The organism is Pseudomonas sp. BNK-7, assembly GCF_048072025.1.
Taxonomy (GTDB): domain Bacteria; phylum Pseudomonadota; class Gammaproteobacteria; order Pseudomonadales; family Pseudomonadaceae; genus Aquipseudomonas; species Aquipseudomonas danubii.
Genome location: NZ_CP182252.1, coordinates 3,416,867 through 3,431,753, shown reverse-complemented (window position 1 = coordinate 3,431,753; position 14,887 = coordinate 3,416,867). Strand labels below are relative to the sequence as shown.

At 68.6% G+C, this 14,887-nt stretch carries 2 protein-coding genes (1 of these 2 only partly in view); both read right to left on the bottom strand.

Going from position 1 to position 14,887, the window contains the following annotated elements:
* On the bottom strand, window positions 1-1,775 hold the 5' end (the start) of the coding sequence (locus ACMGF8_RS16025; RefSeq protein WP_416760256.1) for an amino acid adenylation domain-containing protein. The gene continues 12,949 nt to the left of window position 1, outside the view; the window shows 1,775 of its 14,724 coding nt (coding positions 1-1,775); the start codon lies at window positions 1,773-1,775; its stop codon lies beyond the left edge, outside the window.
* A complete protein-coding gene (locus tag ACMGF8_RS16020; protein WP_416760254.1) occupies window positions 1,772-14,887 on the bottom strand; it encodes an amino acid adenylation domain-containing protein in 13,116 nt (4,371 codons plus the stop codon). Before ACMGF8_RS16020 ends, ACMGF8_RS16025 begins: the two co-directional genes overlap by 4 nt.

Sequence of the window (14,887 nt, the reverse complement as noted above, 5' to 3'; positions counted from 1 at the left end):
TGGACGTAACTCAGGGCCCGGCCCTGGTACCAGGCGGCCACCGCTTCAGGGGTACGGGCCGCCTGGGCCTGGATGCGCTCATGGATGGTCTGGCCCCGGGGGTAATCCACGGCGCTGTGGTTGAAGCCTTCGAGCAACTGCTGGCGCAGGTCCCGGGACAGGATCGGCAGTTGTGCCAGGGCCAGCCCGGGCGTCTGCTCGAGGGCCTGGGCCAGGTGCTCCAGGGTGCACAGCAGGTAGTCGAGGATCGGTCGCGGATCGACCTGGGTGCTGGCCAGCAAGGTCAGGCCGAAGCCCGCGCCGAGGTCGTCGACACTCAGGGTCAGGGGGTAGTTGGTGCGCTCCTCGGAGTGCAGGGTGCTGATCCCGGCCCAGGCGGCCTGGGCCTCGGTGCTGACGGCGGCGCCGCTGTGGCGGTAGTTGAGCAAGGCACTGAACAGCGGGGTCGGCGCGCTCACGCCGCTGCAGCGCTGGGCCAGGGCCAGGGCCGCGTGTTCATGGCGCAGCAAGGTGGTCAGGCGCGCATGGGTGGCCTTGAGGGCCTCATCCAGGGGGCGTTCGTCCACATCCAGGCGAAACGGCAAGGTGTTGATGAAGATCCCCAGGGCCCGGTCGGTGGCCTCGGCCCCCTGCATGCGCCCCATCAGCACCGTGCCGAACACCACCTTGCGCTTGCCCGCCAGGGTCGCCAGCACCCGGCCCCAGGCCAGGTGGAACAGGCTCGCGGCGCTGACCCCGGCCTGCCGCGCCCGGGCCCGCAGGTGCTGGCTCAACGGCTCCGGCAGGATCAGGCTGGCTTCCTCGATGGCTCGCCCATCGCCCTGCACATCCTGCAGGCCGAACGCCAGGGTCGGTTCGTCGATATCGCCGAGCATCTGCCGGAAGAAGGCTTCGTGCTCCTCTTCACGGGTGCCCAGCCGGGCCTGGGCCACGTAGTTGCGAAACGCCAGGGCTGGCCCCAGGCGCTCGCCCTGGCCCATGAGCAACGCCTGCATTTCATGGCGCACCACATCCAGGGCGCTGTGATCCAGGGCCATGTGATGGAACAGCAGCATGGCGACAATGCGCTGCCCGGCGGCGTCCCAGGCATGCACCAGGCGCAGCATCGGCGCCTGGCTGATGTCCAGGCGAAAGTGGCGGGCGTCGAAACGGCCATGCAACTGGGCCATGACGTCGCCCGCGCCCGGGTCGGTCTCGACCTCCTGGAGCACCAGCGCGGCTTCGCGCCAGACCACCTGCATCGGCTGCTCCAGGCCATCCCAGAGCACCGCGGTGCGCAGGATATCGTGGCGTGCAATGACCCCGCGCAAGGCCTCGGCAAAGGCCTCCAGGCGCTCGCGGCTGGCGAAGGCAAAATGCGCCTGCATGACATAGGGATCGCCCTGCACGGCACTGACATGGTGATAGAGAATCCCCTCCTGCAGCGGCGCCAGGGGGTAGATGTCCTGCACGTTGGCCACCCCGCCCGGCACCGTGGCGACAATGCGCTCGATGGCCTCCTGGCTGAGGTCGGCCAGGGGCAGCAGGTCCGGGGTGATGTGGCGGGTCGCCGGGGTGATGCCGTTGGCCGGCACCTGGACCTGCCCGGCCTTGGTGGCCGAGTATTTCCCGGCCTTGATCAGCTCGATCAGTTGCGGTTTGTACTCCCGAAGCCGGGCCAGCAGGGCCGGTTCGCTCAAGGCCTGCTTGTTGCCCTGGACCACCAGTTGCTCGCCCTTGAGCACCAGTTGCACGTCTTTTTCCTTCAGTGTCGCCAACAGTTCGGTCACGCTCACAGGACGATCTCCATTCGTTCGGTCATTGCCGCGTAGCCCGCCAGGGTCGGTTGTTCGAACAGCGTCCTGACATCAGCTTCCATGCCTTCTTCGCGCATCCGGCTGATCAGGCTCACGGCCAGCAGCGAATGCCCGCCCAGTTCAAAGAAATGATCCTGGCGCCCCACCCGCTCGACATTGAGCAACTCGGCCCAGAGCCGGGCCAGGGTGATCTCCGTGTCTCCGATGGGCGCCTCGTATTCGCGCACCAGGGCCGCGTCGCGCCCCGGAACCGGCAGGTCCTTGCGCGCCAGCTTGCCGTTGGGGCTCAAGGGCAGCGCCTCCAGGTGCACGAACAAGGCCGGCACCATGTAGTCCGGCAGGTGCTCGCGCAACTGCGCCCGCAGGCGTTCGATGGGCAGTTGGCGGTGCGTTTCGTGGCAGGTGTAGTAGGCCACCAGACGCAGGTCCCCGGGCACGTCTTCCCGGGCCAGGACCACCGCTTCCTTGACCCCGTCCAGCTGGGTCAGGCGGGCCTGGATTTCTCCCAGTTCGATGCGCAGGCCACGGATCTTCACCTGATCGTCATTGCGCCCCAGGTACTCGATAGCGCCGTCGGCCCGATAGCGACCCAGGTCGCCGGTGCGGTAAATGCGCGCGCCGGGGGCCTCGCTGAACGGGTCCTTGAGGAAGCGCTCGGCGGTCAGCTCATCTCGATTGAGGTATCCCCGGGCCACCTGCACCCCGCCGATGTACAACTCGCCCACCACTCCCCGAGGCACCGGTTGCATGTGCCCGTCCAGCAGGTAGATGCGGGTGTTGGCAATGGGCTTGCCGATGGGGGTGTTGTCCGGGGTCTCGGCCAACGGTCCGGCGCAATCCCAGGCGGTGACGTCCACCGCCGCTTCGGTGGGGCCATAGAGGTTGTACAGCCCGACCTGGGGCAACTGCTGCTTGAAGCGCCGTACCAGGCTGCCCGGCAGGGCCTCGCCGCTGCACATCACCTGACGCAGGCCGCTGCAATCCCGGGTATCGCCATAGGCCAGGAACGCATCCAGCATCGACGGCACAAAGTGCAGGGTGCTGATGCCCTCATCGCGGATCACCTGACGCAGGTAGGCCGGGTCCTTGTGCCCTTCGGGGCGGGCCATTACCAGCCGTGCACCGGTGAACAGCGGCCAGAAGAACTCCCAGACCGAAACGTCGAAGCTGAAGGGGGTCTTCTGCAGCACCGCGTCATCGGCGCTCAGAGCATATTGTTCCTGCATCCACAGCAGGCGGTTGACCACCGCCCGGTGCTCGTTCATCGCGCCCTTGGGCTGGCCGGTGGAACCGGAGGTGTAGATCACATAGGCCAGGTGCCCGGGGGTCAGCCCGTTGACCCGGGGATTGACCCGGGGCTGGCGCGCCCAGAGTGGCTGGTCCAGGTCCACCCGGGGCACGGTCGGGCTGCCCGGCAGTGCCCGGGTGGCACCCTGCACCAGCAGCGCCTGGGGCGCGCTGTCCTCAAGCATGTAGGCGATGCGTTCTGCGGGGTATGCCGGATCGATGGGCACATAGGCGCCGCCAGCCTTGAGGATCGCCAGCAGGCCGATGACCATTTCCAGCCCGCGCTCGACACAGATCGCCACCCGACTGTCCGGCCCCACCCCCAGTTGCAGCAAGTGCCCGGCCAACTGGTTGGCCCGCTGGTTGAGCTGGCGATAGCTCAGGCGCTGCTCACCGGCCTGCACCGCCAATGCCTCGGGAGTGCGCACGACCTGGGCCTCGAACAAGCCGTGCAGGGTCTGCTCCAGCGGATAGTCCCGGGTCGTGGCATTACAGGCGTGCAGCAACTGCCGGCGCTCCTCCGGCGGCAGGATCGGCAACTGGCGCAAGGGCCGCTGCGGCGCCTGTTCCAGGGTCTCCACCAGGGCGTGCAGGGCCTGCTCCATGTAGCCGCAGATGCGCTCGGCGCCGATCCGCGCCAGGGTCATGGCGGTCAGGCGGAAGCCCTGGCCCAGGTCATCGACGTTGAGGCTCAGGGGGTAGTTGGTGCGCTCTTCGCTGCGCAGGGTCTGGATGCCTTGCCAGGCCTGTTGCATGGCCGGGCTCGGCGCTGCGTCGCTGCCGTGGCGGTAGTTGAGCATGGCGCTGAACAGCGGCAGCGGCGCGGCCACGGCACTGCAACGCTGGGCCAGGGCCAGGGAGGCATGCTCATGCCCCAGCAAGGCGCTGAGCCGGGCATGAGTCGCCTTGACCGCCGCCCGGGTGCCGCTGTGGTCCAGGTCGACCCGCAACGGCAAGGTGTTGATGAACATGCCCAGGGCCCGGTCGGCCCCCAGTCCGCCTTGCAGGCGTCCCAGCAGCACGGTGCCGAACACCACCCGCTCCTGGCCCGAGGTGACGCTCAGGACCCGGGCCCAGGCCAGGTGGAACAGGCTCGCGGCACTGACTCCCAGCAACCGCGCCTGGGCCCGCAGGCGCGCGCTCAGGTCGGCGTCCAGCACCCGCTGCAACTCTTCAATGGCCTCACCGTCGCCCTGCACGTCCTGCAGGCCGAACGGCAGGGTCGGTTCGTCGATGTCCCCGAGCATCTCGCGGAAGAACGCCTCATGCTCCTCGCGACTGCCCCCCAGGCGGGCCTGGGCCACATAGTTGCGATAGGGAATCGCCGTGCCGGCAGGCTCCTGCCCCAACAGGCAGGCCTGGATTTCCTCGCGGACCACCTCCAGGGCGGTGTGGTCCAGAACGATGTGATGGAACAGCAGGATCGCCACCGTGCGTTGCCGGACCGGGTCCTGGGCATGGACCAGGCGCATCAACGGCGCCTGGGTCAGCTCCAGGCGCCAATGCCGGGCATCGAAGCGAGCCTGCAACTGCTCAAGGATGTCGCCCTCGGCCGGGTCGAGGATGAGCTCCTCCACCGCCACCCGGGCCCGGCGCCAGACCACCTGCAGCGGCTGTTTCAGGCCCTCCCAGAGCACCGCGGTGCGCAGGATGTCGTGGCGCTCGCCCACGCGCTGCAAGGCCTGGGTGAAGTCTTCCAGGCGCTGCCGGTCGGCGAAGGCCAGATGGGATTGCAGCAGATAAGGATCACCCTGGCGGGCGCTCAGGTGGTGATAGAGAATGCCCTCCTGCAATGGCGCCAGGGGGTAGATGTCCTGCACGTTGGCCACCCCGCCCGGCACCGTGGCGACGATGCGTTCGATGGCGTCCTGGTCCAGTTCGATCAGCGGCAACAGCTCGGGGGTGATGCGCTGGCAATCGGCGCCGATCAGATTGGCCGGCACCTGCACCTCGCGGCCGCTGCCCACCGCAGCGGCCAGGGCCGCCAGGGTCGGCTGGTTGAACAGCACTCGCACATCGGCGCCAAGGCCGATCTGGCGCATGCGCTCGATCAGGCTCACTGCCAACAGCGAGTGCCCGCCCAGCTCGAAGAAGTGATCGTGGCGTCCCACCTGCTGCACCTGCAGCAGCTCGCTCCAGATCTGCGCCAGGGCGTTTTCCACCTCGCCCTGTGGCGCTTCGAATTCGCGGCTCAGCCAGGCGTCCTGATCCGGTAGTGGCAACGCTTTGCGATCGAGCTTGCCGTTGGCGGTCAGGGGCAGCGCCAGCAAGCGCACATAGGCCACCGGCAGCATGTAGTCCGGCAGCCGGCCTTGCAGATGGTCGCGCAAATCCTGGAGATCCAGCTCCTGGTTGGAAACCTCGGCATGCTCGGTGAAGTACGCCAGCAAACGCCCTTCGCGCACCAGCACCAGGGCTTCCTTGAGGGCCGGATGGCTCAGCAGCGCCGCCTCGATTTCGCCCGGCTCGATGCGCATGCCACGGACCTTGACCTGATCGTCGTTGCGCCCCAGGTAGTCGAGGCTGCCATCGGCACGCCAGCGGGCCAGGTCGCCCGTGCGATACAGGCGCGCCTGGGGCTCGGCGCAGAACGGGTCGTCGAGGAAACGCTCGGCCGTCAGCGCGTCGCGATTGAGGTAACCCCGGGCCACCCCGGCGCCACCGACGTAGAGCTCACCGATTACCCCCAGGGGCACCGGGCGCAGCCGTTCGTCCAGCAGGTAGATCCGCGCATTGGCCATGGGCCGGCCGATGTGCAGGGAGCCGCCCACTGATATTGGGCCGGACGTGGCCACCACCGTGGCTTCGGTGGGCCCGTAGTTGTTGATCACGGCAAACCCCGGATCGGCCGGGAACTGGCGCAGGCGGTCGCCGCCGATCAGCAAGGTGCTCAGGGTCGGGTGACCCTGGCCCTGGCTGAAGGCGTACTCGGCCACCGGCGTCGGCAGGAAGCTGATATCCAGGGGCTGGGCCCGCCACCAGCCGAGCAAGGCGTCAAGGTCCTGGCTGCCGACCTCGGCCGGTGGCAAGTGCAAGGTGGCACCGCTGCACAGGGTCGGCCAGACCTCCCAGGCCATGGCGTCAAAACCCAGGCCGGCGACGCTGGAACTGTGGCGCCCCGGCCCCAGGTCGAAGGTCGCGCAGTGCCAGTGCACCAGGTTCTCCAGGCTCTGGTGCTCCACCATCACGCCCTTGGGCTGGCCGGTGGAACCGGAGGTGTAGATCACATAGGCCAGGTGCGCCGGGGTCAGCCCCGGCACCAGGGGATTGTCCAGGGGCGCCTGCTGCCAGATGCAGCCGTCCAGGTCGATCCGCACCAGGCCTGGCGTGCCCGGCAGCTCGCGGGTTGCGCCCTGCACCAGCACCGCCAGGGGCGCGCTGTCCTGCAGCAGGTAGGCGATGCGCTCCGGCGGATGGCTCGGGTCGATGGGCACATAGCTGGCTCCGGCCTTGAGAATCGCCAGCATGGCCGTCAGCAGTTGCGGGCCCCGTGGCAGGCACAGCGCCACGCGCTCGTCGGGGCCGGCCCCCAGCTCCAGCAGTTGCCGGGCCAGTTGATTGGCCCGCTGATTCAGTTGCCGGTAGCTCAGGCGCAATGGCCCTTGCACCAGGGCCACGGCCTCGGGCGCGGCCTGCACCCGGGCCTCGAACAGGCCGTGCAGGGTCTGTCCACGGGGATAGTCGGCGACGCTGGCGTTGAAGCCTTCCAGCAACTGCTGGCGCTCCGCCGTCGGCAATACCGAGAGCTGCCACAGGTCCAGGTCCGGGCTCCATTCCAGGGCATCGGTCAGTTGCTCCAGCACCTGGAGCATGTAGCCGGCCATGCGCTGTGCGCCAATCGCCGGCAACGCCAGCAGCGACAGGCTGAAGCCCTGGCCCAGGTCGTCGACGCTCAGGCTCAGCGGATAGTTGCTGCGCTCCTCGCCCCCCAGCAGCTCAATCCCCTGCCAGATATCCAGGCCAGCACCGCGTCCGGCGTCCGCCACGCTGTGCCGATAGTTGAGCAAGGCACTGAACAGCGGCGAGCTGGCCGGCACCCCGCTGCAACGCTGGGCCAGGGCCAGGGACGCATGCTCATGAGCCAGCAGGGCGCTGAGCCGGGCATGGGTCGCACGGACCCCGGCCCGCACGCTGCCGGCGTCCACATCCACCCGCAGCGGCAAGGTATTGATAAACACCCCCAGGGCCCGGTCGGCGCCCTCGCCGCCCTGCATCCGCCCCATCAGCACGGTGCCGAACACCACCTGCCGGCGATTGGACACCTGCCCCAGGACCAGGCCCCAGGCCAGGTGCATCAGCGCCGCGGCACTGACCCCCAACTGCCGCGCCTGCTCGCGCAGGCGCAGGCTCAGGGCGTCGGGCACGGGCACCCGGGCCTCTTCGAGATCCCGGCCATCGCCCTGCACATCCTCCACGGTAAAGGCCAGGGTCGGCTCGTCAATATCACCGAGCATCTGCCGGAAGAACCCCTCGTGCTCCGCCTGACCGGCCCCCAGCCGAGCCTGGGCCACGTAGTTGCGATAAGGCTTCGGGGTGCCCAGGCGCTCGTGGTGGTTGAACAGCAGCGCGTGCATTTCCTCGCCGATCACCTCCATGGCGGTGTGATCCAGGGCCAGGTGGTGGAACAGCAGGATCGCCAGCACCCGCGACTGCCCCGGGACCCGGGCATAGACCAGGCGGATCAGCGGCGCGCGGGTCAGGTCCAGGCGCCAGTGGCGGGCGTCGAAACGTTGCTGCAGTTGTTCGAGCAGATCGCCGTCGGCCGGGTCCAGGACCTGCTCCAGAACCTGCAGTTCGGCCTGCCGCCAGACCACCTGCAGCGGCTGCGGCAAGCCCTCCCAGAGCACTGCGGTGCGCAGGATGTCGTGACGCTGGATGACCTGTTGCATGGCCCCGGCAAAGCGCTGCAAACGCTCCAGGCTGTCGAAGGCCAGGCGCGATTGCAGCAGGTAGGGATCGCCCTGTTCGGCACTCAGGTGGTGATAGAGGATGCCCTCCTGCAGCGGCGCCAGGGGGTAGATGTCCTGCACATTGGCCACGCCCCCGGGGACGCTGGCCACCACCCGATCGATGGCCTGCTGGTCCAGTTCGATCAGCGGCAGCAGCTCTGGCGTGATGCGCTGGCAATCGGCGCCGATCAGATTGGCCGGCACCTGCACCTCGCGACCGCTGCCCACGGCGGCGGCCAGGGCCGCCAGGGTCGGCTGGCCAAACAGCACCCGCACATCGGCGCTGAGGCCGATCTGGCGCATGCGCTCGATCAGGCTCACCGCCAGCAGCGAGTGCCCGCCCAGCTCGAAGAAATGATCGTGACGCCCGACCCGCTCGACCTTGAGCAGTTCGCTCCAGATCCGTGCCAGGGCCATCTCCACCTCGCCCTCGGGAGCGACGAAGCCACGGCTGAGCAGGGCCGACTGATCCGGCGCCGGCAGGGCCTTGCGGTCCAGCTTGCCGTTGTTGGTCAGGGGCAACGCATCGAGGCGCACATAGGCCAGGGGCACCATGTAGTCCGGCAGTTGCTGTTGCAGCGCCTGGCGCAGGGATTCGGCGGACGGCTCCGGGGTGTCGGCCTGCACGCTGTAGTAGGCCACCAGGCGCTTGTCCCCGGGCTCATCCTCACGGGCCAGGACCACGCCTTCCTTGACCCCGGGACAGCTCAGCAAGCGCGCTTCGATCTCGCCCGGTTCGATGCGCAGGCCGCGAATCTTCACCTGATCGTCGTTGCGCCCCAGGCACTCCAGCACCCCGTTGTCCAGCCAGCGGCCCAGGTCCCCGGTGCGGTACAGCAGCGCCTGCGGCTGGTCGCTGAAAGGGTCGCGGATGAACTTCTCGGCGCTCAGTTCGGGACGGTTGAGGTAACCCAGGGCCACGCCATCGCCACCGATGACGATCTCGCCCTGGGCCCCCAGGGGCACTGGCTGCTGGTGCTGATCCAGGACATACACCCGGGTATTGGAGATCGGCCGGCCGATGGCCACGTGCTCGGCGTCGACCGCCAATTGCCGGACCTCATGGGTGGTGGCGTAGGTGGTGGTTTCGGTGGGGCCATAGCAGTGCACCAGGCGCAGTTGCGGCGCGTGCGCCAAGAGCCGGCGGAAGGCCGCCGGGTCGGCACGCTCGCCGCCGCAGAGGAGAATCCGCAAGCCCTTGAGGGCCTCGGGAATCAGCTGCACATACTGGTTGAACAGCGCCGTGGTGACGAACAGCACCGTGGCCCCCAAGGTGCTCAGGGCCTGGCCGAAACCCAGCGGGTCCAAGAGGGTGTGCTGATCGATGACCAGCACCCGTCCGCCGTTGAGCAAGGCCCCCCAGACGTCCATGGTGCTGGCGTCGAAGGCCGGGTTGGAGGCGAAGACCACCCGATCCTCGGGATTGAAATCGGCGTAGCCGTTGTTGATCACCAAGCGGCTGATGGCCCGGTGCGGCACCCGTACCCCCTTGGGCGTGCCGGTGGAGCCTGAGGTGTACATGATGTACGCCACGCTCTCGGAGGACTGGGGCAGGTCCGGGTTGTGGGTGGGCAAGGCACTCAGCCGCAGGCGATCCAGGTCCACGCGCCGGGCCGGGCAATCCAGCACCTCGTCGCTGCGGGTCAGCAAGACCACGCTGCGGCTGTCGCTGACCATGAAGCCCTGACGCTGGGCCGGGGCCTGGATATCCAGGGGCACATAGGCCGCGGCGCACTTGCTGATGGCCAACTGGCTCAGCAACAGGTCCAGGGAGCGTGGCAACAGAATCGCCAGGTGATCCCCGGGCTGTACCCCCAGCTCCAGCAGATGGTGGGCCAGCTGGTTGGCCCGGGTATTGAGTTCGGCGTAGCTGAGCAGCGCATCGCCCTCCACCGCCGCCACCCGCTGCGGATGGGCCTGGGCCTGGGCTTCGAACAGTTGGTGCAGGGTCTGTCGGCGCGGATAGTCACGGGCCGTGGCATTGAACTCCACCAGCAGCTGCCGGCGTTCGGCCGCGGGCAGCAGCGGGATCTGTTGCAGGGCCATGTCCGGCGTCTGCTCCAGGGCCTGGGCCAGGTGCTCCAGGACGCATTCCATGTAGCGGCAGACCCGCTCGCCATTGACCTGGGCCACCGCCTGCAGGGTCAGGCGCAAGCCCTCGCCGTCATCGTCGATGTTCAGCGCCAGCGGGTAGTTGCTGCGCTCTTCGGACGCCAGCACGCGAATGCCGTCCCAGGCCGCCGGCCCCTGGTCCCCAGCGGCTTGCTGGGGGCTGTGACGGTAGTTGAGCAGGCTGTTGAACAGCGGCTGCGCCGCCGGTACGCCGCTGCAACGCTGGGCCAGGGCCAGGGAGGCGTGCTCATGCCCCAGCAGTTGCGCCAGTTGCTGATGGGTACGGCGCAGGGCCTCTGCCACGCCCTGGGGGCCCAGGCCGATCCGCAGCGGCAAGGTATTGATGAACATGCCCAGGGCGCGGTCGGCCCCTGCCCCGCCGTGCATGCGGCCCAGCAGCACGGTGCCGAACACCACCTCGTCGCGGCCGGACAGCGGCCCCAGGACCCGGCCCCAGGCCAGGTGCATCAGGCTGGCGACACTGACGCCAAGGCTGCGCGCCTGCTGGCGCAAACGCCGGCACAGTGCCGGTTCCAGCCGCAGCTGCTGCTCGCGGATGCCGCTGCCGTCGCGATTGACGTCCTGCAGGCCGAACGCCAGGGTCGGCTCGTCGATGTCCCCCAGCATCTGGCGAAAGAACGCCTGATGTTCCGGTTCGCCAAGCCCCAGGCGCGCCTGGGCCACATAATTGCGGTAAGGCACGGCAGGCGGCAGCTGCGCGCCGTGGCCTTGCAGCACGGCACTGATCTCTTGCACCAGCACCTCAAGGGAGCTGTGGTCCAGGGCCAGGTGATGCAGCAACAGGATGCCCAGCCAGCGCTGCGGGTCAGCGTCCCGGGCACAGACCAGGCGCAGCAAAGGTGCCCGGCCCAGGTCGAGGCGATAGTGACGGGGGTCGAAACCGGCCTGCAGTTGCCCGAGGATCGTCCCCCGGGCGGGGTCCAGCTCCAGCACTTCCAGCTCCAGGGGAGCCTGGCGCCAGACCACTTGCACTGCCGCGTCGAGGCCTTGCCAGACCACACTGGTGCGCAAAATGTCGTGGCGCTGGATCACCTGCTGCAAGGCCAGGGTAAAGGTTTGCAAGACGTCGTCGCTGGCGAACTCGAACTGCACCTGGAGCACATAGGGGTCGCCCTCGGTGCTGCTCAGGTGGTGATACAGGATGCCCGCCTGCAGGGGGGCCAGGGCATAGATGTCCTGAACGTTGGCCGCGCCACCGGGCACCTGGGCCAGCACCCGGTCGATGGCCGCTTGATCGAGGTCCGCCAGGGGCAGCAGCTCTGGCGTGATGCGCCGGCAATCGGCAGCGATCCGGTTGGCCGGCACCTGCACCTCGCGCTGCCCACCCACGGCGGCCGCCAGGGCGGCCAGGGTCGGCTGGCCGAACAGCACCCGCACATCGGCGCACAGATCCACCTGGCGCATGCGCTCCATCAGTTTGACCGCCAGCAGCGAATGGCCGCCCAGCTCGAAGAAATGGTCCTGGCGCCCGACCTGGGGCACTTGCAGCAGCTCCTGCCAGATCTTCGCGATGGCCTGCTCCACCTCGCCCTGGGGCGCTTCATAGTCGCGTCGGGCCAGCGCGGCGCTGTCCGGCGCCGGCAGGGCCTTGCGGTCGAGCTTGCCGTTGGTGGTCAGGGGCCAGGCCTGCAGCAGCACGAAGGCGCTGGGCAGCATGTAGTCCGCCAGGCTCTGGCGCAGTTGCTCACGCAGTTGCGCGGCGCCCGGGGCCGCTCCCGGCCGGGGAATCACATAGGCCACCAGGCGCTTGTCTCCCGGGCTCTGTTCCCGGGCGATCACCACCGCCTCGCCCACCCCGTCGCACGCCGCCAGCCGCGCCTGGACCTCCCCCAGCTCGATGCGGAAACCGCGAATCTTCACCTGATCGTCGTTGCGTCCCAGGTACTCCAGGCTGCCATCGCTGCGCCAGCGGGCCAGGTCGCCGGTCTTGTACAGCCGCGCCCCCGGTCGATTGCTGAAGGGGTCGGCGATGAAGCGCTCGGCGGTCAGTTGATCCCGGTTGAGGTAACCCCGGGCCACCCCGGCGCCCCCTACATACAGTTCCCCCACCACCCCCGTGGGCAAGGGCTCGCGGCGTGCGTCCAGGACATAGAGTTGCAGGTCGGGAATCCGTCGGCCGATGGGGCTGCTGCCCGCCCATTGCGCGTCCGCCGCCTGCAACGGCCGGTAGGTCACGTGCACCGTGGTTTCGGTGATGCCGTACATGTTCACCAGTTGCGTGCCGACGTTCTCCAGCCGGGCGTACCAGGGCTTGAGCATCCCCGGCTCCAGGGCTTCGCCGCCGAAGATCACCTGGCGCAGGGAGTGCTTGAGCCCGCTCTGGCCCTGGGCCGCAATCAGCGAGCGGAAGGCACTGGGGGTCTGGTTGAGGATGCTCACCCGGGCCTCGCACAGCAGTGCGTAGCAAGCTTGCGGGGAACGGCTGACGACCTGGGGCACCACCAGCAACTGGCCGCCATGGATCAGGGCGCCCCAGATCTCCCACACCGAGAAGTCGAAGGCGAAGGAATGGAACAGCGCCCAGACGTCGCGCCAGTTGAAATCGAACCAGTCGCGGGTGGCGGAAAACAGCCGGGCGACGTTGCGGTGTTCCACCATCACGCCCTTGGGCAGACCGGTGGAGCCGGAGGTGTAGATCACATAGGCCAGGTTGGCCGGGGTCAGCCCCGGCACGTCGGGGTTGTCCGCGGACTCGTGGGCCAGGGTGCGGCTGTCGAGGTCGATCAGCGGCACCCGCAGGTCGGCCACCAGGGCCTGGGTATCGGCCTGCACCAACAGCGCCACCGGGGCGCTGTCCTCCAGGGTGTAGGCAATGCGTTCCCGGGGAGCGGCCGGGTCGATGGGCACATAGGCCCCACCGGCCTTGAGGATGCCCAGCAGGCCGATGATCATTTCCGGGCCGCGCTCGACGCAGATCGCCACGCGCTGGTCCGCACGCACCCCCAGCGCCAGCAAGCGATGGGCCACCTGATTGGCGCGGCGGTTGAGCTCGCCGTAACTCAGGCGCTGCGCCTGGAAAAGCAGCGCCGGCGCCTCGGGCTGGACTCGGGCCTGGGCCTCCACCTGCTGATGGATCAGCGGGCTGTCGGGGTACTGCCCCAGGGGCGTGTTCAGGCCCTGCAGCAGGTAACGCCGCTCGCTGGCCGGGAGCATTTCCAGGCTGTACAACGGCGCCTCGGGGTTTGCCTGCAGGGCCAGGGCCAGGCTTTCCAGGGTGGTCAGCAGGTAGCCGCTGATGCGCTCGGCCCCCAGGCTGGCGTCCACCAGGGCGGTGATCTGCAGGTCCTCGCCCAGATCGTCGATGTTGACGGTCAGCGGGTAGTTGGTGCGCTCCTGGGCACCCAGCACCAGGATGCCCGGCACCAGCTCCTGGACCTGGTCGCCATCGGCCCGGTGGCTGTGGCGGTAATTGAGCATGGCGCTGAACAGCGGGGTCGGCGCACTGACTGCGCTGCAACGCTGGGCCAGGGCCAGGGAAGCGTGCTCATGGGCCAGCAAGGCGCTCAGCCGAGCATGGGTCGCCAGCACCCCGGCGCGCACGCCTTGTGCTCCCACATCCACCCGCAGCGGCAGGGTGTTGATGAACATGCCCAGGGCCCGCTCACCGCCCTCGCCCACCTCCATGCGCCCCAGCAACACGGTGCCGAACACCACCGCCTCGCGCCCGGACAGCTGGCCCAGGACCCGGCCCAGGGCCAGGTGCATCAGGCTTGCCACACTCACCCCCAGTTGCCGGGCCTGGCTGCGCAGGCGTTGGCTGAGCTGGCGCTCCAGAGGCAGCCGGTGTTCTTCAATGCGGCCGGTTGCGCCCTGCACATCCCCCAGGCCGAACGGCAGGGTCGGCTCATCGATATCCCCGAGCATCTCGCGGAAGAAGGCGGCGTGGCGCTCCTCGCTCTGCCCCAGGCGGGCCTGGGCCAGGTGGTTGCGAAACGGCACCGGCAGCGGCAACTGCTCGCGCTGGCCCAGCAGACAGGCCCGGATTTCCTGGCGCACCACATCCAGGGCGGCGTGGTCCAGGGCCATGTGATGGAACAGCAGCAACGCCACCTGGCGCGAGTTGACCGGGTCCTCGGCGTGCACCAGGCGCAACAGCGGCGCCTGACGCAGGTCCAGGCGGAAATGCCGGGAATCGTAGTGCTGCTGCAACTGGGCCAGGGCATCGCCCCCGGCGGCGTCCAGCGGCAGTGCTTCACACTGCAGCGGCGCCTGGCGCAGGACCACCTGCAGCGGTTCATCGAGGCGTTCCCAGACGATCGCGGTGCGCAGGATGTCGTGGCGCTCGATCACCCATTGCAAGGCCTCGGCAAAGGTCTGCAGCCGTTGTCGGTCGGCAAAGGCGAAATGCGCCTGGAGCACATAGGGATCGCCCTGGGGCGCGGACAGGTAGTGATAGAGCATGCCTTCCTGCAGCGGCGCCAGGGGGTAGATGTCCTGCACATTGGCGGCGCCCCCCGGCACGCCGGCAACGATGCGGTCGATGGCCGGCTGCTCCAGTGACACCAGGGGCAGCATGTCCGGGGTGATCCTGAAGGCCGGGCTCAGCCAGTGGCCGCCCTGTTCGCTCACCTGCTGCAGAAGCTGCGCCTTGTGCTGGATCAGGCTGTCCCAGAGTGCGTCGTCCAGGGCCTCGTCATCGCCCTGCACCAGCAGATCCTCGCCGTCCCGTTGAAGACGGATCGCGAGGGTCGAAAGAACGGCCATCAATTCGCTGAACTGCAT